We start from the raw sequence: 24,268 nt of genomic DNA on the forward strand, positions 1-24,268 counted from the left end.
GGATGAAGCAGAGCACTGAGAAGAAGCACTGGCTCGTCGAGTGGGTCTGGCCCGCGGGGAACGCGCGGCAGCGCGGCGGCGAGCGCAGGAAGTCCACTTCGGACCGTCCGGCCGCAGCTCGCCGCACCCGGACCCTCAGGAACCTCGGCGGCTCCCTGTGGTTCCTGGTGCTGATCGCCGTGGCGGTGCTGGTGGTCGTGGTGACGGTGACGCCGCGCGGCGCGCCGCCGGCGGCCGGCTCGCTGGTCGTCGCGTCGCTGCCGTTCTGGAACTTCGACAACGGCACGTCGATGGTGGTGCAGAACCAGAAGGCGGTCAACGAGGTCTCGCCCTGGATGTACGGGGTGGGGCAGGACGGCGGGCTGACCAACCAGTACCCGCCGGAGCAGACCGCCGAGGTCGCCAGGCGGATCGAGCAGCTGCGCGAGGCCGACGTCCCGATCGTGCCGTCGATCGCCAACATCACCGACGGCGTCTGGGCCTACGAGCCGGTCGCCCGGATGCTGCACGATCCGGCGAAGCGGCGCGACCACATCGCCCAGATCGTCGAGCTCGTCAAGCGCGAGGACTACGCGGGCATCGACATCGACTACGAGAACCTGCGCGCCGGCGACCGGCAGGTGTTCAGCGACTTCGTCACCGAGCTGGGCAAGGCCATGGACGACGAGGGCAAGACGCTGTCGGTCGCGGTCTTCGCGAAGGCCACCGACGCCGGCTACGACGAGCGCAACGTGGCGCAGGACTACGCCGCGATCGGCCGGGCCGCCGACGAGGTCCGGCTGATGGGCTACGACTTCCACTGGGCGACCTCGGATCCGGGGCCGGTGGCGCCGATCGCCTGGGTGCGGGAAACGCTGGCCTACGCCAAGAGCCAGATCCCGCCGGAGCGCGTCGTGCTCGGCGTGCCGCTGTACGGCTACGACTGGGTGGACGGCCACGGCACGGCGGTGACCTGGCTGAAGGCGTTCCAGCTGGCCACCGAGCACCGGGCGAAGGTCGGCTACGACGCGCCGACCCAGTCGCCGTGGTTCCGCTACACCGACGCCCAGGGCCGGGAGCACGAGGTGTGGTTCGAGAACGCCGCCAGTTCGAAGGCGAAGTTCGAGGCGGCGCGCGGCTCTGGCATCCGCGGGGTCTACCTGTGGATGTTCGGCTACGAGGACACCGAGACCTGGCGGGAGCTGAAGCACAGCCTCCCGCTGGACGGCTGAGCGGGTCGGTCCGCTGTGGAGGATTCGGATGATTCCCTGGTGGGTGCTGGCCATCGCGGTGTTCGGGACCAACTTCACGCTGTGGGGCCTGATCGGGCTGATGCGCCTGCTCGAGAGCTCGACGCGGCACTGGTGGCGGCAGCGGGGCGGGGTGGCCTCGCCGGAGCAGGACTTCCTGGTGGGCCGCCACCGCGTCCAGCGCCGGCGCGCCCGCCCGGTGCGGCTGGGCGTCGCCGACGTGGCCGTGCTGATGGCCGCGCACAACGAGGAACGCGTCATCGTCGACAGCATCCGGGCGATCACCGCCCTGGTGCCGCCGGAGAACGTGCACGTGGTCTCCGACGGTTCGACCGACCGCACGGTGGAACTCGCGGAGGCGGCCGGGGTGAACGTGATCAGCACGACCCGCAACGTCGGCAAGGCCGGCGCGCTGCAGGAGGCGATCCGCCGGTTCGGGCTGGTCGACCGCTTCGCGGTCGTGATGCTGCTGGACGCCGACACGCATGTGGAGCCCGGGTACTTCCGGGCGGCGCTGCCGCTGTTCGACGATCCCGCGGTGGTGGCGGTGGCGGGCTGCGTCCGGACCTCGTGGCGGGACCGCGCGCTCGGGCCGGTCGGCAAGCTGGTGGCCTTCCACCGGCAGCGGATCTACACCATGACGCAGTACCTGCTGAAGTTCGGCCAGACCTGGCGGCGGGTCAACGCGACCCACATCGTGCCCGGCTTCGCCAGCATGTACCGCACCGAGGTGCTGCCGCGCATCGAGGTCAACCCGCCGGGGCTGGTCATCGAGGACTTCAACATGACCTTCGAGGTGTACCAGAAGCGGCTCGGCAAGGTCGGTTTCACGCCGTCGGCGGTGGCGACCACGCAGGACCCGAGCAGCTTCGGGGACTACGTGAAGCAGTGCAAGCGCTGGGCGCTGGGCCTGTGGCAGACGGTCCGGCGGCACCCGCCGCGGACCAACCTGTTCACCGCGATGCTGGCGTTGCTGCTGCTGGAGATGCTGGCCAGCAGCATCATGCTGGTGCTGCTGCCGTTGGTGGCGCTGGTGCTCGTCGTGCCCGCCGTGTTCGACGGCGTGCTCGCGATACCGGTGGTGCACGAGGCGCACGACTTCGTCGCCGGGTTCGCGTCGCTGGAGACGCTGCTTTTCGGCGTGGTGATCCCGGATCTGCTGCTCACCTGCATCGTCGCCGTGCTGCAGCGGCAGCCGAGGTTCCTGCTGTTCGCCTTCTTCTTCCTGGCGCTGCGGGTGCTGGACGCGGGCATCGCGCTGTACGCGATCCCCGCGGCCTGGCTGTCCAGTTCGTCCGGCCGGTGGCGCAGCCCGGATCGCCGCCCAGTCGGCTCGGCCGCGCCGAGCACCGCACCGACGCGATGAGACGTGAAGGGCCTTTTTCCCCGTTGTGCGGGGAAAAGGTGGACATCACCCATCAGACCGCCATGCGGGTGCGGGAGGGTGCTTTCGTGCGATTGGAGGAGGCCCGGACGGTCCGGGGAGTTCAGGCTGGGGGCGTGGACGTGGTGCGGCTGCTCATGGTGGATGACCACCTCATGCTGGCCGAGGCGCTCAGCGCCCGGCTGGCCGAGGTGCCCGACCTGTGGGTCGTGGGGCACTGCCCGACCGGCGACCCGCGGCTGCCCGATCTGGTGCGGCAGTCCCGGCCGGACGTGATCACGCTCGACTTGGAGCCGGCCGGTGCCGGGCGCCTGGTGCGGCGCCTGCAGGAGGTCCGGCCGGCCGCGGAAGTGGTCGTGCTGACCGGGATTCGCGACGTCCGGAAGGCCGTCGAAGCCGCCCGGGACGGCGCGGCCGCGTGGGTGCCGAAGGAACGGGGGATCGAACGCCTGACCGAGGTGCTGCGCGGCGTGCGGCGCGGGCAGAGCTGGTACCCGCCGGACCTGCTCGGCCCGGTGCTGCGCGAACTGCGCGAGGACGTCGTGCGGGCGGGGCAGCGCAACGGCCCGCTGGACGCGCTCAGCGACCGCGAGCGGGACGTGCTCGCCGGCATGGTCGCCGGCAAGCGGGGCGCGCAGATCGCCGGGGAACTGCTGATCTCCACCGAAACGGTCCGCACGCACACGCGCAGCATCCTGGCCAAGCTCCGGGTGCACAGCCAGCTGGAGGCGGTCAGCGTCGCCCGCGCCGCGGGCCTGCGCGGTGAGCTGGACGGTGAATCGTGACCGCCGGGCCGCTGCGGGTGGCCACGGTGATCACCCGCTTGGCGGGCGGTGCCGGGGTGCTGGCGCTGCGCGGGGCGAAGGCGCTGGACCCGGCAACCCACCAGGTCGCGGTGATCACCGGGTCCGGCGGCCTGCTGCCGGACGCGGAGGCCGCCGGGCTGGAGGTGATCGTCGAACCCGCGCTGCGCGCGCCGATCTCGCCGGGCCACGACCTGCTCGCCCTGCACCGCCTGACGACGCTGCTGAGGCGGCGGCGCTTCGACGTCGTGCACACCCACTGCTCCAAGGCCGGCGCGCTGGGCCGCATCGCTGCGCGCCGCGCCGGCGTCGGGCGGATCGTGCACACCTACCACGGGTTCGGATTCCACGAATTCCAGAGCGGAGCGCGGCGGCGCGCCTACGTCGAGATCGAACGCGGCCTCGGCCGGATCACCGACCTCGCGCTGTGCGTGGGCAGCGGCGTGGCGGTCGAGGCGCTGCGGCGCGGGCTGCTCGCCCCGGACCGCATCCGCACCACCGGGGTGGCCGTCGACCACGACGTGCCGACGCGCACCGCGCGGGCAAGGCGGCGCGCCCGGCAGCGGCTGGGGCTGGCACCGACCGACGTCGTGGTCGGCGCGGTGGGGCGGCTGACGTACCAGAAGGCGCCGGAGGACTTCGTCGCGGCGCTGCGCGCGCTGAACCGGCCCGGCGTCGTGGGGGTGTGGATCGGCGACGGCGAGCTGGCCGAGCCGATGCGCGCGTGCGTCGCCGCGAGCGGCGCCCGCGTGGTGCTGGCGGGCGAGCGCGACGACGTCGCGGAGCTGCTGCCCGCGTTCGACGTGTTCGCGCTGCCCAGCCGGTACGAGGGGCTGCCGCTGGCGATCGTCGAGGCGATGATGTGCGGCGTGCCGGTGGTGGCCACCGCCGTCAACGCGGTCGGCGACGTGGTGGCGCCCGGCGAGACCGGGCTGCTGGTGCCGCCCGGGCGGCCCGAACTGCTGGCCGCAGCGATCGCGCACCTGCTGGACTCGCCCGGCGTCGCCGACCGGCTCGCCGCGGCGGCCCGTGCCAAGGTGGACGGCAGCCACCGCATCGAGGCGCTGGCCGGAGCGCTCGTCGAAGCGTACGGAGCCCGGTAACCGACCGTAGCCGGGTTACCGCGGGAACAGTACTTCCGCGTGCCTGACCCTCGGGCACCTGCTGCACGTGGAGTAGTCACCCTCCTCTTTTCGCGGCAACTGCAACGCTGCGCGCGCGGCATCCGATTTGCCGGATAGCACAAGACTGCCGTTGGGGGAGAGGAGTCGAGGTGCACATGATTGCCGATACGGCGATACCGCGCGGGCGCCAGCGGAGGGCGAACTCGCGAGGTGGCGCGGAGTTGCACAGCCTGCTGCACGATCTCGGGCACGGTCTTGCGACGCTGTCCTACCTCGCGGACGGCCTGCGTACCGACCCGGCGCTGCCGGGCGACGCGGCGCACCGGCTGCAGCTGATGGAACTGGAGCTGGACCGGCTGCTGGAACTGGTGGACCTGCGGGCCGCGCAGCGCAGTGAGGAGACCTTCGCGCCGCGCGAACTGCTGGCCCAGCTCGTCGCGGTGAAATCGCTGTCCGGGACGGCCGAGATCACCCTGCACGCCGACGAGGGCGTCCGGCTGCGCACCGACGAGACGCTGCTGTGGCGGATGGCGTCGAACCTGCTGGACAACGCGGTGCGCGCCGCCGGGCGCGGCGGCCGGGTCGAGGTGGCGGTGCGCCACGCCGAGCCCGGCGGGGTGCGGATCGAGATCACCGACGACGGGCCGGGGTTCGGCCGCGGGCCGCGCGGATCGTCATCGCTCGGGCTGGGCATCGTGCTGGCGCTGGCGCAGCGCTGCGGATCCGACCTGCGGATCGAGCCGGCACCGGGCGGGGGCACCCGTGCGCTGCTGGTGTTCCCGTCCGGCTGCGCGGCCTGAGCGGGGGGGGAACGCCGAACATGGTCGATCTGGTACTCGGCGACGATCACGCGATCTTCGTCGACGCGCTGGCAGCGACGCTGCCGCGGCACGGCTGCCGCATCGTCGGGACCGCCGACAACGTGGCCGGGGTGGTCGAGGTGGTCCGGGAGCACCGGCCGGACATCTGCCTGCTGGACCGGTACTTCGGCGCCGGCGACGCACTCGACGTCATCGGCGAGATCCTCGACGCGGGCGGGAGCACCAAGGTCCTGGTGCTCACCGCGGACGGCGACGTGCAGGGCATGCGCGACGCCCTGGCCAGGGGCGCGGCGGGATACGTGAACAAGATGTGCGGGCTGTCGGTGCTGGCCGGGGCGATCCGCGGGATCATGGACGGCGAGGTCGTCGTCGAACTGGCGGCGGCGCGGGCACCGCGCCTGGCGGGCACCACGGATGCCCGGCGGCTCGCTTCGCACCTGACCGCGCGGGAACGGCAATGCCTGCGGATGCTCGTCGAAGGCGCGCACACGACGGCGATGGCGAAGCAGCTCGGGGTGGCGCCGACGACGGTGCGCACGCACGTGCAGTCGGTGCTGACGAAGCTGGGCGTGCACTCCCGGCTGGAGGCGGCCTCGTTCGCGATGCGCCACGGCTTGCTCGACGACGAGCGGATGCCCGTCGCGGGCTGATCACTGGGGGTCCGTGAGTCCCTTTGGATTGGGGGCCAAAGGGACTCGCGGTCAGTTCCCGCGCCCGGTGCTCGGTGAGTGCTGGTGGTCGTTCCAACGGCCACCAGCACTCTCGCCCGGGTCGTGAGTACTCATGGCTGCTCTAGCGACCACAAGCACTCACGAGCCGCGCACACCGTCGCGAGCGCAAGAAGCCCGATGGGATCGCCGTTTCAAAGCACGGCTTCGATCAGGTGGGGGCCCGGCTCGGCGTGCGCCTTGCGGAGCGCCGCGAGCAGTTCCTCGCCCGTGGCCGCCCGGCTGCTGGGCACGCCGAAACCGCTCGCCACCGCCGTCCAGTCCATCGCGGGCTCCGCGAGGCTGGTCATGCTCGCCGCCGCCGGGCCGGGCTCGGCGACGCCCGCGCGCCGCAGCTCGGCTTCCAGGATCCCGTAGCGGGAATTCGCGCAGGTCACCGTGGTGACGTCGAGGCCCTCGCGGGCTTGCGTCCACAGTGCCTGGACGGTGTAGGCGGCGCTGCCGTCCGCCTGGAAGTTGATCACGGCCCGGTCCGGGCAGGCCACCGCGGCGCCGGTGGCCACCGGCATGCCCATGCCGATCGCGCCGCCGGTGTTGGTCAGCTCGGTGTGCGGCGGTGCGGCGGCGGCGATCGCCGGGTACGCCGCCCCGGAGGAAATGCCCTCGTTCACCACGATCGCGTGCTCGGGCTGGGTGAGCACGATCGCCGCCGCGATGCTCGCCGCCGTCAACGGCCCCTCCGGGGCCTGCACCTGCGGACGCTCGGCGCTCGGCACTTCGGCCGCCGCGCTGCCGGTCGCGTCGGCCAGCGCGCGCAGCGCCTCGACGGCGTCCTGGTCGGTGTCGGCCAGGGTGCGCACCTTGAGGTCGTTGGGCAGCGGGAAGCTCGGCATGCCCCGGTAGCCGAAGAACGCCACGGGGGTCCGCGCGCCGACCAGCACCAGGTGCGAAAACCCTTCGAGGGAACGGAGAACGTCTTCCGGGAAGTACGGCAGCGACCGCACGGCCGGGACGTCCGGGCCGCGCTCGATGCGCGCGGGCGAGCGCTCGACCAGGACTTCGCCGCCCGTGGTCGCCACGATCCGCGCGGCGGTGCGGATGCCTTCGGCGCTCAGCGCATGCCCGCCCAGCAGCAGCGCGGTCCGGCCGCTCCCGCCGGCCAGCAGCTTCGCGATCGCGGCGATCTGCTGGTCGTCGACCGCGGGCCTCGCCGGTGCGGCCGGGACGGCGGCGGGCTCGCCGCCCTGGCTCCACATGTGGTCGGCGGCGGCGATGAGCGTGGCGGGCAGGCGCTGCCCGAGCGTCGCCCGGTAGGCCTCGGCGAACTCGGCGGCGGCCGAGGCCGGCGAGGTGGTGCGGCCGACCCAGCCCGACACCGGCCGGGCCAGCGACTCGATGTCGCTGGACAGCGGGGCGTCGGCGGGCTGGTGCCAGGAGGCGTGCTCGCCGATGATGTTGATCAGGGGCGTGCGGGCGCGGCGCGCGTTGTGCAGGTTCGCGATCCCGTTGGCGAACCCCGGTCCGAGGTGCAGCAGGGTCATCGCGGGAACGCCCGTCATGCGCGCGTAGCCGTCGGCGGCGCCGGTCACCACGCCCTCGGACAGCGCGAGAACCGCGCGCACGCCGGGGACCTGGTCGAACGCCTCGACGAGTGGGATCTCTGTGGTGCCGGGGTTGGCGAAGCAGACCTGGACGCCGGCCGCGGTCGCCGTGGCCAGCAGGCTCTCGGAACCCTTCACGTGCCACTCCTAAGGATCTCGCTGCCGTCCGCGTGGACGGATCTCGGCTGCCATGCTCTCCGTCACCCGCGGCCGGGGCAAGCGACGAACGCGGTTAGGCTGGTGAACCGGACCAACCGGACGGTGGAGGTGGCGTGGCTCGCGAACGGATCTCCCGGCGCTTGCTGATGTCGGTGCTGCTGGTCGCGGGTATGTCCAGTTGTGCGGCGCCGCCGGTCGCGGACGCGCCGCCACCGGCACCGGCCGTCGAGCCCGCACTGTCCGAACAGGACATGCCGGTCATCCGCACGGAGTACGTGCACTCCGCGCACCGCGGCGTCCCGGTGGAGCTCTACCTCGCCTACCCGCGCGGGCTCGAATCCACTGAGGACCTGCCGATCGTGCTGTACCTGCACGGCCGCGACGGCGTCCGGCCCACCCCGATCCCGTACGACACGCTGGCCTCGCTCGAACGGCTGCACCGCGAAGGCACGATCCCGGCGTTCGGCTTCGCCGTCCTCGACGGCGGCTACAACCCGTACTGGAACGACGGATCGGCCAACGGCGACCTCGCCGCCATGCTCCAGGAGGAGCTGCCGCGCTGGCTGAGCGAGCGCGGCCTGGGCGACGCCGCCGGCCGGCCGTTCGCCGTGGCGGGCATCTCCACCGGCGGCTTCGGCGCGCTGAACTACGCGGCGGACCGCAACCTGGCGGGTCACCCGGTGGCCGCGGTCGGGGAGGTCGCGCCCGCGCTGCAGGTGAGCTGGGAGGGCATGCGGGAGAAGGAGGCCTTCGCCACCGAGCAGGAGTGGCTGGCCGCGGACCCGTTGCGCCGCCTCGACGACCTCGGCGGCGTGCCGGTCGGCGTGTGGACCGGCGACTCGGACCCGTTCCTGGACGGCATCGACCGGCTGATCGAGCGGTACCCGAACACCCCGGTGGTCACCTTCCTGCCCGGCGGCCACGAGGGCGCGGTGTTCGAGGCGGTCGGCACCGGGTTCGTCCAGTTCCTCGCCGACGCCCTGCCCGCCGCGGACTGAGCGTCCGCGAGCCCGTCACGCCTGGTGGGCCACCAGGTGCTGGAGGAGCAGGCGGGTGAGGGTGTCCGGGGCCTCCTCCGGGATCCAGTGCGAGACGTCCTCCAGCATCTCGAACCGGTAGGGCCCGGTGACGTGGTCGCCCGTGGCCAGCGCCGCCGTCGAGCCGATCGCGGTGTCCTCGGTGCTCCAGACGTACAGCGTCGGCACGGTGATCGGGCCGATCTTGTGCTTTTCGAAGCGGTGCGCGCGGTACCAGTTCAGCGCCGCCGTCAACGCGCCCGGTTCGGTGAACCGCTGCACGTAGTCGTCGACGTGGTGCTGGGGCACGCCCGGGTAGTAGATCTGCCGCAGCTTCTTGGCGTTGTCGGCGAGCAGGGTCTTCTCGGCGGTGGAGGACCGGTACAGCTGCATGTACGCCGACCGCTGGTGCTGGTCCTCGTCGGTGCGCATCGCCTCGCCGAACGGGTCCAGGTGCGGCACCGACACGGCCGTCAGGGTGCGGACGCGGTCCGGGTGCTCCGCCGCCGTCGCCCAGGCGACGATCGCGCCCCAGTCGTGGCCGACCAGGTCGAAGCGCTCCCAGCCGAAGTGCTCGGCGATGGCCAGCACGTCGCCGACGAGCTCCTCCAGCCGGTAGTCGGCGACCTTCTCGGGCCGCACGCCGGGGGAGTAGCCGCGCTGGTCCGGCGCGACCGCGAAGCACTCCGCGCCGCCGAGCACCGACAGCTGTTCGCTCCACTGCACCGCGGCCTCCGGGAAGCCGTGCAGCAGCAGCACCGGGCGGCCGTCCTCGGGACCGGCGGTCAGGGCGTCGAACTTCCCGGCAGGAGTCGGGATCTGGATGTACTCGGCCACCCGGTCACTCTACTGGTGCGCCGAACGGCGGATCATAGAGCAGTGGGACCGGAAACACATCCTCTTGATCAGGGAAGGCTTGCCTAATTAAAGTTCGTGCGGTTTCGCCGGTCGCGGGGGGCGCGTCGGCGGTGTCGACGTTCAACCCCGATCGAGAGGAAACCCAGATGCGCCAACGACGATTCATGCGCACCGCGGGCGCATTGGTCGCCGCCGGGCTGGTCGCGCTGACGGCGGCCTGCGGCGGTGCCGCGCCGAACGGTGCCGCCCCGGCCGCCGAACCGGGAGCGGGCTTCCCGCGGACCATCGCCACCGCGAAGGGCGAGGTGACCATCCCGGAGAAGCCGGAGCGCGTGGTCGTGCTCGACACCGCCGAACTGGATTCGGTGACGCTGCTGGGGATCACGCCGGTCGCGGCGATCCCGCCGCACCTGTCCACCGGCGAGGCGTTCCCGGCCTACCTGCGGGACAAGCTCGGCGGCACCGCCCTGGTCGGCCCTTCGGACTCGCCGAAGCTGGAGCTGATCGCCTCGCTCAAGCCGGACCTGATCCTCACCAGCAGGGTCCGCCACGACGCCCTCTACGACCAGCTGTCCCGGATCGCGCCGACGGTGATGACCGAGACGACCGGCTTCCCCTGGAAGCAGAACCTCGCCGTGCACGCCGCGGCGCTCGGCAAGGAGGCCGAGGCGCAGGCCGCGCTGCAGGCCTACGAGGCCCGGGCGAAGCGGATCGGCGACGCCATCATCGCCAAGAACGGCGGCACCGCCCCGACGGTGTCGGTGACCCGGTTCATGGCGGGCAAGATCCGGCTCTACCAGAAGTCGAACTTCTCGGGCGTGGTCCTCGCCGACGCCGGGATGGCCCGGCCGCCGTCGCAGAACGCCGACGAGTTCGACAACGAGATCAGCCCCGAGCTCATCGACATGGCCGACGCGGACACCGTTTTCGTCACCACCGCGGTGTCGCCGGAGAAGACCCAGCAGAAGGCCGTGGAATCCAGCGCGCTGTGGACCCGGATGAACGCGGTCCGCAACGACCGGGTGTTCCCGGTTCCCGACGAGACCTGGATGTCGGGCATCGGCGTGCAGGCCGCCAACCTGGTCCTCGACGACCTGGCCGAGGCCTACGGCGTGGACGCCTCGTGAGCGACCCGATCAGCCCGCGATGCGGTAGCCCCAGGTGCCGCGGTGGGTGGCGCCCGGCCGCAGGGTGATCAGGCCGTCGCCGGTGACGAACGCATTCGGCGCGCACGTCATCGGCTCCACGGTGATCCCGGCCCGCCCCGGGCGGTCGGTCGCCGGGCTGTCGTCGGTGTAGACCTGCAGGTAGCCGTGCGTGCGGTCGACCCAGAGCTCGGCGGTCACGCCGTCCGGGCGGGCGAACCGCACCACCGCGCCGCCGTCGGCGCCGCGGCTCAGCCCGGTGAACGCGGTGTCCATTTCGGTCGCTCCGATCGGGCGCGGCGACCGGAAGTCGTAGTCGGTGCCCTCGACCGGGGCGGTGCCGGTGGGGATCAGCCGGTCGTCGACGACGTAGTAGGTGTCGGCGGGCAGCTCGAAGACGATGTCGTCGATGCGGTCCCCGCCGGCGCCGAGGTAGGTGTGGTTGGCGGTGCCGAACGGGGCGGCGGTGTCGCCGATGTTCTTGGCGCTCAACGTGCTTCGCACCCCGGTGGCGTCCACTTCGTACTCGATCCGGAACGCCAGCCGGAACGGGTAGCCGTAGTCCGGCGGCAGCACGTGCTCCAGGACGACGCCGTCGGCGCGGTGCCGCACGGGCTGCCACTCCACGAAGCTCATCAGCCCGTGCAGGGCCGTGTCCCGATCCGGCTCGTTGATCGGGACCTGCAGCTCCTCGCCGCCGAAGGTGTAGCGGCCGTGGTCGATCCGGTTGGGCCAGGGCAGGATCGTCTTGCCCTGGTAGCCCTCGCCGACGTCGTCGGCCGGGTGCGTCAGCAGCATTTCGACGCCGTCGACCTGCCACGACAGCAGCGTCGCCGACACCCCGGCGATCACGGCCCGCTGCCGCCCGGAGCGGATCTCGTACAGCCGCCCGTTCGCCGTCCACCGGCCGCCGCCCGGATCGGCCGGCTGCGCGGTGGCGCTGCCGCTGAGCGCGGCGGCGGTGGTCGCACCGGCAGCGGTGGCGAGCGCGGCCCGCCGGCTGAAACGTCGCATCCTGGACCTCCTGGGGAGTGCGCGATTCCGCGAGAAATCGACGTTCACCCGGGTGACGGACGATTTCTCGGGAAATCGCGCCGGTCCCGGGTGATCGCCATCCACTGTGGCCGGTGGATGGCCGGGTCGCCAGTCGTCAGGGCGTGCCGGCGTCGATCACCGCCTGGTTGCGGGCGCGGACCACGTCCGGGTTGGGCTTGAGGATCCGGCGGTCGTAGGTGAAGAAGCCGTTCACCTCGTTCTCCACGTCCGTGGTCTGGGTGTAGATCGCCGCGGACAGGCCGTTGGTCGAGACGATGCGGGCCAGGTCGCCGCTGACCTCGGCGTAGCGGTCGGTCAGCTCGGCGCGGCTGTTGGTCATCTCGTACGCGCCCGGCTGCCCGGGCCACAGGTGGCCCTCCTCGACCAGCCCCAGCCCGCCGTACTCGCCGTCCACCGACGCCCGCTCGCCGCGCACCTCCGGGCTGCCCGGGCCGACGTAGGTGTGGTCGTCGTAGATGTCGCCCGCGCCGCTGTCCGGCAGCGAGTAGCAGCAGTTCACCCCGCTGTTGGCGTTGACCAGCCGGGTCGGGTCGGTGCGCCGGACCAGCTCGGCGATCTCGGCCGTGTCGAACTCGCCCCAGCCCTCGTTGAACGGCACCCAGGCCACGATGGACGGGACGCTGCGCAGCTGGTCGATCATGGCGGTGAGCTCGTCGCGGTAGTGCGCGCGGGCCTCCTCGCCGGGCGGCGGGTTGCTGCCGGGCGGGTCGGCGAGGTCGATCGGCAGCGACGGCATGTCCTGCCACACCAGCAGGCCCAGCCGGTCCGTCCAGTAGTACCAGCGGGCCGGCTCGACCTTCACGTGCTTGCGCACCATGTTGAACCCGAGCCGCTTGGTCTCGGCGAGGTCGAACCGCAGCGCCTCGTCGGTGGGCGCGGTGTAGATCCCGTCCGGCCAGTAGCCCTGGTCCAGCGGACCGTGCTGGAAGAGGATCCGGCCGTTGAGCGCCATCCGCGGCCGCCCCTGCGAGTCGTCGACCAGCTCGATGGTGCGCAACCCGGCGTAGCTGCCGACCGTGTCGACGGTGCGTCCGTCGGCGCCCACCAGCCGGACCACGAGGTCGTAGAGGTAGGGGTCGTCGGGCGTCCACAGGTGCGGATCGGCCGGTGCCAGCCGCAGCGCCGTGTCGGCCGGGCCGTCGGCGCGCCCCACCTCGCGGCCCTCTGCGTCGAAGGCGACCGCCTCGACCCGTTGCCCGGCGCGCGCGGAGGTGCGCGCGGTCAGGTCGAAACCGCGCAGATCCGGGGTGATGTCGAGCTTGGCGATGTGCGCCTCGGGCACCGGTTCGAGCCAGACGGTCTGCCAGATCCCGGACGCGCCGGTGTAGAGGATCCCGCCCGCCTTGTTGCGCTGCTTGCCCACCGGGTACGGGTTGGCGTCGTTGCGGTCCTCGACGGCCACCGCGAGTTCCTGCTTCGCGCCGGGGCGCAGCGCGTCGGTGATGTCGGCGCTGAACCCGGTGTAGCCGCCCTCGTGCACCGCGACGGTCCGGCCGTTGACCGACACCGCGGCCTTCTGGTCCACCGCGCCGAAGTGCAGCAGCAGCCGCTGCCCCGACCAATCCGGCGGCACCTCGAAGGTCCGCCGGTACAGCATGTGGTCGTCGTGGCGCTGGATGCCGGAGAGCCCGGATTCCGGTGGGAAGGGCACCAGGATCTGCTCGGTCGCGGCGGCCGGCGGGGTCGATCCGCCGCCGTAGGACCACAATCCGTTGAGGTTCAGCCAGCGTTCGCGGGTCAGCTGCGGGCGCGGGTACTCGGGGAGGGCGTTGTCCGGGCCGACTTCCTCGGTCCACGGTGTGGCCAGCGGCGGCGGTTTCGGGCGCCAGGGATCGGCGGCCACGGCGGCGGTCGCGGGAATCCCGGAGGCGGTGGCCAACAGCGTGGTGAGCAGCAGGGCGCGCAGCAGCACGATTGCCTCCAGACCGACTTGCCGAAGAAGGCGAAAAGCAATCACCATCAACCGACAACAATGACCATGAACGCACGCACAGTCAACGCGGCCGAAAGAGCGCCCGCAAATCGGAGCAAGCGCCGTGGATCGGTAGGGCTCATGAGGTTACGTTGTTGGCCCGCTCAAGTGATCGGGTGAATCAGCCGAGTCCAGGAGGGTGTGCACGTGACCGGTTATTCCTCAGCCCAGCAAGGCACCGCGACGGAGGTGTTCCGCACCGCCCGGGACTTCTTGCTGCGGCACCGCGAGGACTACGACACCGCTCGCCGCGATTTCGAGTGGCCGAAGCCGGCCGAGTTCAACTGGGCGCTGGACTGGTTCGACACGATCGGCGAGCGCCGCGACGGCATCGCGCTGTGGATCGTCGACGCCGACGGCAGCGAGCACCAGGTGACCTTCCGCGCCATGACGCGCCGTTCGAACCAGGTCGCCAACTGGCTGCGCGGGCTCGGTGTGTCCCGCGGCGACCGGCTGGTGCTGATGCTCGGCAACCAGGTCGAGCTGTGGGAGACGATCCTGGCCGCGATGAAGCTGGGCGCGGTGATCATCCCGGCGACCCCGCTGCTCGGCCCGGCCGACCTGCGCGACCGGATCGACCGCGGCCGGGCCCGGCACGTGGTCACCACCGCGGCCGACGCGGCGAAGTTCGCCGACGTGCCCGGCGACTACACCCGCATCGCGGTCGGCGACCCGGTGCCGGGCTGGGAGTCCTATGCGGACAGTTCGGCGGCCGACGCGGAATTCGCCCCGGACGGGCCCACCCGCGCCGAGGACCCGATGCTGCTCTACTTCACCTCCGGCACCACGGCGAAGCCGAAGCTGGTCGAGCACACCCACGTGTCCTACCCGATCGGCCACCTCTCGACCATGTACTGGATCGGGCTGGAGCCGGGCGACGTGCACCTGAACATCTCCTCGCCGGGATGGGCGAAGCACGCGTGGAGCAACGTCTTCGCGCCGTGGAACGCCGAGGCGACGGTGTTCATCTACAACTACACCCGGTTCGACGCGGCCGGGCTGATGGCGCAGATGCAGCGCTGCGGCATCACCAGCTTCTGCGCGCCGCCGACGGTCTGGCGGATGCTGATCCAGGCCGACCTCGCGACCCTGATCACACCACCGTCCAAAGTGGTTGGTGCAGGCGAGCCGCTGAACCCGGAGATCATCGAGCAGGTGCGGCGCGCCTGGTCGGTGACCATCCGGGACGGCTTCGGCCAGACCGAGACCAGCGTGCAGGTCGCCAACACGCCCGGGCAGCCGGTCCGGCCGGGCTCGATGGGCCGCCCGCTGCCCGGCTTCGAGGTGACGCTGCTCGACCCGGTCACCGGGGAACCGGCCGAGGAGGGCGAGATCTGCCTGGCGCTGCAGCCGCGCCCGGTCGGGCTGATGACCGGCTACGCCGACGACACCGAGCGCACCGCCGAGGTGACCCGCGGCGGGCACTACCACACCGGCGACGTCGGATCGCGGGACGCCGATGGCTACATCACCTACGTCGGGCGCACCGACGACGTGTTCAAGGCCTCCGACTACCGGATCTCGCCGTTCGAACTGGAGAGCGTCCTGCTGGAGCACGAGGCGGTGGCCGAGGCGGCCGTGGTGCCGTCGCCGGACCCGATCCGGCTCGCGGTGCCGAAGGCGTACGTGGTGCTGGCCGGGCAGCACGAGCCGACGCGGGAGACGGCGCTGTCGATCCTGCGCTTCGCGCGCGAGCACCTGGCCCCCTACAAGCGGGTGCGGCGGCTGGAGTTCTACGAGCTGCCGAAGACGATCTCCGGCAAGATCCGCCGCGTCGAACTGCGCGGCCGGGAGGATGAACTGCACCGGTCCGGCGGTGGATCCGGTGACGGACCCGGCGGTGAAAACCGCGAGTTCCGCGAAGAGGACTTCCCCGAACTGAAGGGCTGAGCCGGGCGCTGCTGCGGTGGCACGCGCCGGGGGCGCGTGCCACACTTCCCCAGGGCCGATGCGGCGAGGAACCCTTCCGCCGATCGTCCCGGCGGGGGGAGCGTGAGGCTTGACGGGGGAGGGCGGTGGCCGGCGGCCGATGGGCCGGATCCGGCGCGGAAAATGGCTCGCATGCGTGAGGTGGACACCGTAACATCTGTGCTCCGCGCCGCGATGAACTCAATGAAAAGAGAAAAAGTCAACCGCCACGCTGCCCAGTCTTCATAATTTTGACGGGAATCGCGGTTGTGTAATTTGCAGTTGTTGTGGTAAGGCAAAGCGGGCGCCAGTATACACAGATCGCTGACATTCTGCACTCGCGTGATCGTTATGTCTCTCGAAAATGCGCCGAATCGGCGCAGGTGGCAGCGCATTTATTCACCCAGGGTAACAGTGGAAATCACGCATTCATCGTATTCCGGTGATTAGCGTCACACGTTCGTACGCTTGCTTTGCGATCTCCTTCGCCTAGGTTAGTTAACCGACGCAGGAATACCGCGTCAGGGCCGGTCGGCAAGGGTGCCGACTGGAAGTGATCGGCGTAGGTGTTGCGGCCTTGAGCGTTTCTCGGCTGCCCACGCCGGTACGGGCGTTGCCTTTTTTCGCAGTGGCGACCCGACACGGCCACGAGACGAGCTCGGGGCACGGATTTGCGCGGCCTCGAGTTCTGCGGTGGCGCATGACCAACGTGAGTGGTGGGAGTGAAGAATGGCGAAGAGCGTGGACGATCTTGCTTCGAGTGAGCAGCCCGGATCTCAGGACACCGCGGATCTGGTGGCGCGCGAGGAGCAGGTGTTCGGCGAGAACCCGTTGGAAGTGCGCGAATCTGACCACTACACGTACGAGTACGTCGGCGGTTTCGTCGAGAAGTGGGACGAGCTGATCGACTGGAAGAAGCGCTACCAGAGCGAGGGCTCGTTCTTCATCGACCAGCTCAAGGCCCGTGGCGTCCGCTCGGTGCTCGACGTCGCCACCGGCACCGGTTTCCACTCCGTGCGGCTGCTGGAGGAGGGCTTCGACGCGGTCAGCGCCGACGGCAGCCCGCAGATGCTCGCCAAGGCGTTCAGCAACGGACTGACCTACGGCGGCCACATCCTCCGCGTGGTGCACGCCGACTGGCGCTGGCTGAATCGTGACGTCCACGGCGAGTACGACGCGATCATCTGCCTCGGCAACTCCTTCACGCACCTGTTCTCCGAACGGGATCGGCGCAAAGCCCTCGCCGAGTTCTACGCGATGCTCAAGCACGACGGTGTGTTGATCATCGATCAGCGCAATTACGACTCGATTCTGGACAACGGATTCTCGTCGAAGCACACCTACTACTACGCCGGCGAGGACGTCTCCGCGGAGCCCGATTACGTCGACGAGGGCCTGGCGCGCTTCAAGTACACGTTCCCGGACAAATCTGAATTCTTCTTGAACATGTACCCGCTGCGGAAGAACTACACGCGGCGGCTCATGCGCGAAGTCGGCTTCCAGCGGATCGACACCTACGGTGATTTCCAGGAGACCTACCACGACGCCGAGCCCGACTTCTTCATCCACGTGGCGGAGAAGAAGTACCGGCCGGACGAAGAGCTCTCCGACGTGTACTCGACCGCGGTGCACACCGCGCGGGATTACTACAATTCCGAGGACGCGGACAACTTCTACTACCACGTCTGGGGCGGCAACGACATTCACATCGGCCTCTACCAGACCCCGGACGAGGACATCGACAGCGCCTCGCGGCGCACCGTGGAGCGGATGGCCGCCAAGGTCGAGATCACCCCGGACACCCGCATCCTGGACATCGGTTCCGGCTACGGCGGCGCGGCCCGCCACCTCGCCGCGACCTACGGCTGCAAGGTGTCCTGCCTGAACCTCAGCGAGGTGGAGAACGCCCGGAACCTCGAGTTCACCCGGGCCGCGGGGCTGGACGAGCTGATCGAGGTCAAGGACGGTTCCTTCGAGGACATCCCGTTCCAGGACAACGCCTTCGACATCGTCTGGTCGCAGGACGCGATCCTGCACAGCGGCGACCGGGAGCGGGTCCTGGAGGAGGTGTCCCGCGTGCTCAAGGGCGGCGGCTCCTTCATCTTCACCGACCCGATGGCCGCCGACGGCGCCAAGCAGAAGGACCTCGGGCCGATCCTGGACCGGCTGAACCTGGAGACGATGGGCTCGCCCGGCTTCTACCGCCGCGAGCTGGCCCGCCTCGGCCTGCAGAACTTCGACTTCGAGGACCTGACCGAGTTCCTAGCGGTGCACTACGGGCGCGTTCTGGAAGTACTCGAGAGCCGGGAAGCGGAGCTGGCGGACCGGATCAGCGACGAATACCGCACCAAGATGAAGACGGGTCTGAAGAACTGGGTCGCAGGTGGCAAGGCGGGCAACCTCTCCTGGGGCATCATCCACGCCCGCGCCTGAGAACGATGTCGGAGACGGGATTGGTCGTTGTCCTTGAAGCGGCGCAGCCGCTCGGCCCACGCACGCCACCGGCACCGCCGCGCAAGGCGAGTCTGGAAACAGACAGCTGAGACCCCCTGCCTGTTTTCGTCACTACCGTACGCAAGGATCAGTGCTGCATCAGCTGTGAGGTGAGGAGCAGTCGTGAGTGAGATCAACCGCAGGTTGTTCACCAGTGAATCGGTGACCGAGGGGCACCCGGACAAGATCTGCGATGCGATCAGCGACGCCGTGCTGGACGCGTTGTTGGCCCAGGACCCGCGGTCGCGGGTCGCGGTGGAGACGCTGGTGACCACCGGTCAGGTGCACGTGGCCGGTGAGGTGACCACCGACGCCTACGCGGACATCCCGACGATCGTGCGGGAGAAGATCCTGGAGATCGGCTACGACTCCTCCGCCAAGGGCTTCGACGGTGCCTCCTGCGGTGTGAACGTCGCCATCGGCTCCCAGTCGCCGGACATCGCGCAGGGCGTCGACGACGCGCACGAGTCCCGCGTCGAGGGCGTCATCGACGAGATCGCCAAGCAGGGCGCCGGCGACCAGGGCCTGATGTTCGGCTACGCCTGCACCGAAACCGACGAGCTGATGCCGCTGCCGATCGCGCTGGCGCACCGGCTGTCGCGGCGGCTGACCCGGGTCCGCAAGGACGGGGTGCTGCCGTACCTGCGGCCGGACGGCAAGACGCAGGTGACCATCGAGTACGCCGGCGACCAGCCGGTTCGCCTGGACACCGTGGTGCTGTCCACGCAGCACGCCGCCGACATCGACCTCGAGGGCATGCTGGCGGGCGACATCAAGGCGAAGGTCATCGACCCGGAGATCGAGCGGGTCGGCCTGGACTCCGCGGACACCCGGCTGCTGGTGAACCCGACCGGCCGGTTCGTGGTGGGTGGCCCGATGGGCGACGCGGGCCTGACCGGCCGGAAGATCATCGTCGACACCTACGGCGGCATGGCCCGCCACGGCGGCGGCGCCTTCTCCGGGAAGGACCCGTCGAAGGTGGACCGCTCGGCCGCCTACGCGATGCGGTGGGTCGCCAAGAACGCCATCGCCGCGGGTCTGGCCAGCCGGATCGAGGTGCAGGTCGCCTACGCGATCGGCAAGGCCGCGCCGGTGGGCCTGTTCGTCGAGACCTTCGGCACCGAGAACGTCGACCCGGTGAAGATCCAGGCCGCGATCAACGAGGTCTTCGACCTGCGGCCCGCCGCCATCGTGCGTGACCTGGACCTCTTGCGGCCGATCTACGCGCAGACGGCAGCGTACGGTCACTTCGGGCGCAGTGACGTCGACCTGCCCTGGGAGCGCACCGACCGGGCTGAGGCGCTGAAGAGCGCCGCCGGTATCTGACGTCGACCTTCGGGGGCCGTGGCGGCAGGCTGCGGGGCGCGCCGATCGCGCCCCGCGGTCCGGCGTGAGCGGCGACGGGGTCCAATGGAGCTTCAAAGGTCGGCGCCGCAGCGGCGGCCGGCCCTGGTGAAGGAGTAGAGCAGTGCGGATTGCGGTGACCGGTTCGATCGCCACCGACCACCTGATGTCCTATCCCGGTAGGTTCACCGATCAGCTCGTCGCGGATCGGCTCCACCAGGTGTCGCTGTCGTTCCTGGTCGACGACCTGGAGGTGCGGCGCGGCGGCATCGCGGCCAACATCACCTTCGGCCTCGGCCAGCTGGGCGTCGGCTCGGCCCTCGTCGGCGCCGTCGGCCAGGACTTCGACGAGTACCGCGGGTGGCTGGAGCGGCACGGGGTGGACACCGCGTCGGTGTACGTCTCCGATACCAAGCACACCGCGCGGTTCATCTGCACCACCGACCTCGACCACAACCAGTTCGCCTCGTTCTACGCCGGGGCGATGGCCGAGGCCCGCGAGATCGAGCTCAAGCCGGTCGCCGACCGGCTGGGCGGCCTCGACGTGGTGGTGATCTCGCCCAACGACCCGGCGGCGATGGTGCGGCACACCGAGGAGTGCCGGGACCGCGGCTACCGGTTCGTCGCCGACCCGGGGCAGCAGCTGGCCCGGATGGAGGGCGAGGAGATCCGCCGGCTCGTCGAGGGCGCGGAATACCTCTTCACCAACGAGTACGAGCACGGCCTGCTGCTGCAGAGCACCGGCTGGACGCACGCCGACGTGCTGGAACGAGTCGGCCTCTGGGTGACCTCGCTGGGCCCGAAGGGCGTGCAGGTGGAGTCCAAGTCGGAGCCGACCGTCGAGGTCGCTCCGCCGAAGGAGAAGCAGAAGGGCGACCCGACCGGCGTCGGCGACGCGCTGCGCAGCGGGTTCCTCGCGGGTCTGTACCACGGCCTAGACCTGGAGCGTTCGCTGCAGCTGGGCTGCACGCTGGCGACCGTCTCGCTGGAGACCGACGGTCCGCAGGAGTACCAGGTGGAGCGCGACTCGTTCGTCGCGCGCATCGCCGAGGCGTACGGTGACGCCGCCGCGGCCGAGGTCCAGTCGAAGCTCGGCTGAGAACGGGGAGTAGCAGGGGATGGCAGACCGGCAGAACGATCCGAGCGGGTTCCTGAGCGCCCTCGGCGAGCGGGTCCTCGTCGCCGATGGCGGCATGGGTACCGCGCTGCAGGCGTTCGACCTGACGTTGGACGACTTCGCCAACCTGGAGGGCTGCAACGAGATCCTGAACGTCACGCGGCCCGACGTGGTGTCCTCGATCTACCGGGGCTACCTGGAGGCGGGCTCGGACGCGATCGAGACCAACACCTTCGGCGCGAACCTGGCGAACCTCGGCGAGTACGACATCCCGGAGCGGATCCGGGAGCTGGCGGAGACGGGCTCGGCGCTGGCCCGCGAGGCCGCCGACGAGTACTCGACGCCGGAGCGGCCGCGGTTCGTGCTCGGTTCGGTCGGCCCGGGCACGAAGCTGCCGACGCTGGGCCACGCGCCTTACCCCGTGCTGCGCGACGCCTACGTCGAGCAGGTGCTGGGCATGCTCGACGGCGGCATCGACGTGGTGCTGGTGGAGACCTCCCAGGACCTGTTGCAGACCAAGGCCGCGATCGTGGCGGCGAAGCGGGCGATGGCCCAGACCGGCCGGTGGCTGCCGATCATCGCGCAGGTCACGGTGGAGACCACCGGCACGATGCTGGTCGGCTCGGAGATCGGCGCGGCGTTGACCGCGCTGGAGCCGCTGGGCATCGATCTGATCGGGATGAACTGCGCGACCGGCCCGGCGGAGATGAGCGAGCACCTGCGGGTGCTGGCGCAGAACTCCCGGATCCCGATCTCGGTGATGCCCAACGCCGGCCTGCCCCAGCTCGGCCCCAACGGCGCGGTGTACCCGCTGCAGCCCGACGAGCTGGCCGAGGCGCTGGTCGGGTTCGTCAACGACTTCGGCGCCCGGCTGGTCGGCGGCTGCTGCGGCACCACCACCGACCACGTGCGCGCCGTGGCCGAGGCGGTCGGCTCGCTGGCGCCGAAGGTGCGCGAGCCGGAGCACATCCCGTCGATCTCGTCGATGTACCAGGCGGTGCCGTTCGAGCAGGACGCGTCGATCCTCAACATCGGCGAGCGCACAAACACCAACGGTTCCAAGGCGTTCCGCGAGGCGATGCTGGAAGGCCGTTACGACGACTGCGTGGAGATCGCCAAGTCCCAGACGCGCGAAGGCGCCCACATGCTGGACCTGTGCGTGGACTACGTCGGCCGCGATGGCACGGTCGACATGCGGGAGCTGGCGTCGCGGCTGGCCACCTCCTCGACCCTGCCGATCATGGTGGACTCCACGGAGCCCGACGTGATCGAGGCCGGACTGGATCACCTGGGCGGCCGGTGCGCGGTCAACTCGGTGAACTACGAGGACGGTCACGAGCCGGGCTCGCGGTACGAGCGCGTGATGAAGCTCGTCGTCGAGCACGGTGCCACCGTGGTGGTGACCTGCATCGACGAGGAAGGCCAGGCGCGCACCGCCGAGTGGAAGCTGCGGGTCGCCGAACGGCTGATCGAGGACATGACCACCAACTGGGGTCTGGAGAAGTCCGCGATCATCATCGACTGCCTGGTCTTCCCGATCACCACCGGACAGGAAGAGGTCCGCAAGGACGCCATCGAGACGATCAACGCGATCCGGGAGCTCAAGAAGCGCCATCCGGACGTCCAGACCACGCTCGGCCTGTCCAACGTCTCGTTCGGGCTCAACCCGGCGGCACGTCAGGTCCTGAACTCGGTGTTCCTCAACGAATGCCGGGAAGCCGGCCTGGACACCGCGATCCTGAACGCTTCGAAGATCCTGCCGATGAACAAGATCCCGGACGAGCAGCGGGAGGTCGCGCTCGACCTGGTCTACGACCGGCGCCGCGAGGGCTACGACCCGCTGCAGAAGCTGATGGAGCTCTTCGAAGGCAAGACCGCGAAGTCCAGCAGCGCTTCGCGGGCCGAGGAACTGGCCAAGCTGCCGCTGTTCGAGCGGCTGGAGCGGCGGATCGTCGATGGCGAGCGCAACGGCCTGGAGGCGGACCTCGACGAGGCGATGAAGGAGAAGAAGCCGCTCGACATCGTCAACGAGAACCTGCTGGCCGGGATGAAGGTCGTCGGCGAGCTGTTCGGCTCCGGGCAGATGCAGCTGCCGTTCGTGCTGCAGTCCGCCGAGGTCATGAAGGCCGCCGTCGCCTACCTCGAACCGCACATGGAGAAGGACGACTCCGGCGGCAAGGGCAAGCTGCTGCTGGCCACCGTCAAGGGCGATGTGCACGACATCGGCAAGAACCTCGTCGACATCATCGTGTCCAACAACGGCTACGACGTGGTCAACATCGGCATCAAGCAGCCGATCAACGCCATCCTGGACGCCGCCGAGGAGCACGAGGTCGATGCCATCGGCATGTCCGGGCTGCTGGTGAAGTCGACCGTGATCATGAAGGAGAACCTGGAGGAGCTCAACTCCAGGGGAATGTCCGAGAAGTACCCGGTGATGCTGGGTGGCGCGGCGCTCACCAGGTCCTATGTGGAGAACGACCTGGACGACGTCTACCAGGGCGATGTGCGCTATGCGAAGGACGCCTTCGAAGGCCTGCACCTGATGGACCGCATCATGTCCGTCAAGCGCGGTGACGCGCCTGCCGAAGACGCGGCCGAGCAGGAGAAGAAGGCCGAGCGCAAGGCCCGCCGCGAGCGGTCGATGCGCATCGCCGAGAAGCGCAAAGCGGAGCAGGGACCCGAGCCGGAGTACACCGACACCACGCGGTCCGATGTGGACGCCGAAGCGCCGGTGCCGACGCCGCCGTTCTGGGGCTCGAAGGTGGTCAAGGGCGTCGCGGTCGCCGACTACCTGGCGCTGCTGGACGAGCGGGCCACGTTCTTCGGCCAGTGGGGCCTGCGCGGCGCGAAGAAGGGCGAGGGGCCGTCCTACGAGGAACTCGTCGAGTCCGAGGGCCGGCCGCGGCTGCGCCACTGGATCGACGAGCTGTCCACCGCGGGCATCCTGCAGCACGCCGCCGTCGTCTACGGCTACTTCCCTTGTGTGACCGAGGGAAACCACCTCGTGGTGCTGGACAAGGACGAGCCGGACGCCCAGGAGCGGCACCGGTTCTTCTTCCCGCGGCAGAAGCGCGACCGGCGGCTGTGCCTGGCGGACTTCTTCCGGACGCGCGAGCAGGCCGAGCGGACCGGCCAGGTGGACGTGCTGCCGGTGCAGCTGGTCACCATGGGCCAGCCGATCGCCGACTACGCCAACGAGCTGTTCGCCAAGAACGCCTACCGGGACTACCTGGAGGTGCACGGCATGGGCGTGCAGCTCACCGAGGCGCTGGCCGAGTACTGGCACCGCCGCGTCCGGCGGGAGCTCCTGTGGGCCGCCGGCGGTTCGGTGGCCGAGGAGGACCCGGCCGACGTGCAGGAGTTCTTCAAGCTCGGCTACCGCGGCGCGCGGTACTCCTTCGGCTACGGCGCCTGCCCGGACATCGAGGACCGGGCCAAGATCGTCGACCTGCTGGAGGCCGAGCGCATCGGCGTGGTGCTCTCGGAGGAGTTCCAGCTGCACCCCGAGCAGTCCACCGACGCGATCATCGCCCACCACCCCGAGGCGAAGTACTTCAACACCTGATC

Annotated in this window: 17 protein-coding genes; 13 read left to right on the forward strand and 4 right to left on the reverse strand. The window is 70.4% G+C overall.

Annotation, left to right across the window (positions count from 1 at the left end; all coding sequences use genetic code 11):
• Positions 1–2 precede the first annotated feature (2 nt).
• The 6 genes from ACWEV3_RS12710 (at position 3) to ACWEV3_RS12735 (ending at position 6,011) form a co-directional block, all read left to right on the forward strand.
• A complete protein-coding gene (locus tag ACWEV3_RS12710) occupies positions 3–1,211 on the forward strand; it encodes a glycosyl hydrolase family 18 protein (RefSeq protein WP_452613980.1) in 1,209 nt (402 codons plus the stop codon).
• A 28-nt stretch (positions 1,212–1,239) separates the two neighbouring features.
• Positions 1,240–2,595: a glycosyltransferase family 2 protein gene (locus ACWEV3_RS12715; protein WP_452613981.1), complete on the forward strand. Its 1,356-nt coding sequence runs from the start codon at positions 1,240–1,242 to the stop codon at positions 2,593–2,595.
• Positions 2,596–2,633: 38 nt separating this feature from the next.
• Complete coding sequence (locus ACWEV3_RS12720) at positions 2,634–3,398, forward strand: LuxR C-terminal-related transcriptional regulator (protein ID WP_452613982.1); 765 nt, start codon at positions 2,634–2,636, stop codon at positions 3,396–3,398.
• Positions 3,395–4,519: a glycosyltransferase gene (locus ACWEV3_RS12725; RefSeq protein ID WP_452613983.1), complete on the forward strand. Its 1,125-nt coding sequence runs from the start codon at positions 3,395–3,397 to the stop codon at positions 4,517–4,519. The genes ACWEV3_RS12720 and ACWEV3_RS12725 overlap by 4 nt, the downstream gene beginning before the upstream one ends.
• A gap of 242 nt (positions 4,520–4,761) precedes the next feature.
• Complete coding sequence (locus ACWEV3_RS12730; protein WP_452613984.1) at positions 4,762–5,340, forward strand: sensor histidine kinase; 579 nt, start codon at positions 4,762–4,764, stop codon at positions 5,338–5,340.
• A gap of 20 nt (positions 5,341–5,360) precedes the next feature.
• The gene (locus tag ACWEV3_RS12735) at positions 5,361–6,011 is read left to right on the forward strand and encodes a LuxR C-terminal-related transcriptional regulator (RefSeq protein WP_452613985.1); all 651 of its coding nucleotides are present in this window, start codon (positions 5,361–5,363) and stop codon (positions 6,009–6,011) included.
• Between the two features lie 212 nt (positions 6,012–6,223).
• Here ACWEV3_RS12735 and ACWEV3_RS12740 read toward each other — a convergent pair whose 3' ends face one another.
• Entirely contained in the window at positions 6,224–7,768 is a 1,545-nt protein-coding gene (locus tag ACWEV3_RS12740) for an acetolactate synthase large subunit (protein ID WP_452613986.1), read from the reverse strand.
• 134 nt (positions 7,769–7,902) lie between these two features.
• Here ACWEV3_RS12740 and ACWEV3_RS12745 point away from each other — a divergent pair, with 134 nt between their 5' ends.
• A complete protein-coding gene (locus ACWEV3_RS12745) occupies positions 7,903–8,787 on the forward strand; it encodes an alpha/beta hydrolase-fold protein (RefSeq protein WP_452613987.1) in 885 nt (294 codons plus the stop codon).
• A 15-nt stretch (positions 8,788–8,802) separates the two neighbouring features.
• On the opposite strand, the gene ACWEV3_RS12750 is transcribed toward ACWEV3_RS12745, so the two are convergent.
• Complete coding sequence (locus ACWEV3_RS12750; RefSeq protein WP_452613988.1) at positions 8,803–9,642, reverse strand: alpha/beta fold hydrolase; 840 nt, start codon at positions 9,640–9,642, stop codon at positions 8,803–8,805.
• A gap of 167 nt (positions 9,643–9,809) precedes the next feature.
• Between ACWEV3_RS12750 and ACWEV3_RS12755 the strand changes: the two genes are divergently transcribed.
• The gene (locus ACWEV3_RS12755; RefSeq protein ID WP_452613989.1) at positions 9,810–10,790 is read left to right on the forward strand and encodes an ABC transporter substrate-binding protein; all 981 of its coding nucleotides are present in this window, start codon (positions 9,810–9,812) and stop codon (positions 10,788–10,790) included.
• Positions 10,791–10,799: 9 nt separating this feature from the next.
• Here ACWEV3_RS12755 and ACWEV3_RS12760 read toward each other — a convergent pair whose 3' ends face one another.
• Both ACWEV3_RS12760 and ACWEV3_RS12765 read right to left on the reverse strand, forming a co-directional pair.
• On the reverse strand, positions 10,800–11,822 hold the full coding sequence (locus tag ACWEV3_RS12760; protein WP_452613990.1) for an aldose 1-epimerase family protein: 1,023 nt from the start codon (positions 11,820–11,822) through the stop codon (positions 10,800–10,802).
• A 136-nt stretch (positions 11,823–11,958) separates the two neighbouring features.
• Positions 11,959–13,776, reverse strand: coding sequence for a glycoside hydrolase family 2 protein (locus ACWEV3_RS12765; RefSeq protein ID WP_452613991.1), 1,818 nt, complete (start codon positions 13,774–13,776; stop codon positions 11,959–11,961).
• 201 nt (positions 13,777–13,977) lie between these two features.
• Here ACWEV3_RS12765 and ACWEV3_RS12770 point away from each other — a divergent pair, with 201 nt between their 5' ends.
• From ACWEV3_RS12770 to metH, 5 genes are all read left to right on the forward strand, one after another.
• Positions 13,978–15,726 carry an AMP-binding protein gene (locus ACWEV3_RS12770; protein ID WP_452613992.1) on the forward strand — a complete coding sequence of 583 codons (1,749 nt, stop codon included), beginning with the start codon at positions 13,978–13,980 and terminating at the stop codon, positions 15,724–15,726.
• A 747-nt stretch (positions 15,727–16,473) separates the two neighbouring features.
• Positions 16,474–18,177: a glycine/sarcosine N-methyltransferase gene (locus ACWEV3_RS12775; protein ID WP_452613993.1), complete on the forward strand. Its 1,704-nt coding sequence runs from the start codon at positions 16,474–16,476 to the stop codon at positions 18,175–18,177.
• 183 nt (positions 18,178–18,360) lie between these two features.
• A complete protein-coding gene (metK, locus tag ACWEV3_RS12780; protein ID WP_452613994.1) occupies positions 18,361–19,563 on the forward strand; it encodes a methionine adenosyltransferase in 1,203 nt (400 codons plus the stop codon).
• A 142-nt stretch (positions 19,564–19,705) separates the two neighbouring features.
• Positions 19,706–20,680 carry a carbohydrate kinase family protein gene (locus tag ACWEV3_RS12785; protein ID WP_452613995.1) on the forward strand — a complete coding sequence of 325 codons (975 nt, stop codon included), beginning with the start codon at positions 19,706–19,708 and terminating at the stop codon, positions 20,678–20,680.
• 19 nt (positions 20,681–20,699) lie between these two features.
• Positions 20,700–24,266 carry a methionine synthase gene (metH, locus tag ACWEV3_RS12790; RefSeq protein WP_452613996.1) on the forward strand — a complete coding sequence of 1,189 codons (3,567 nt, stop codon included), beginning with the start codon at positions 20,700–20,702 and terminating at the stop codon, positions 24,264–24,266.
• Positions 24,267–24,268: the final 2 nt, after the last annotated feature.

The sequence above is a fragment of the Saccharopolyspora sp. NPDC003752 genome (assembly GCF_053605825.1).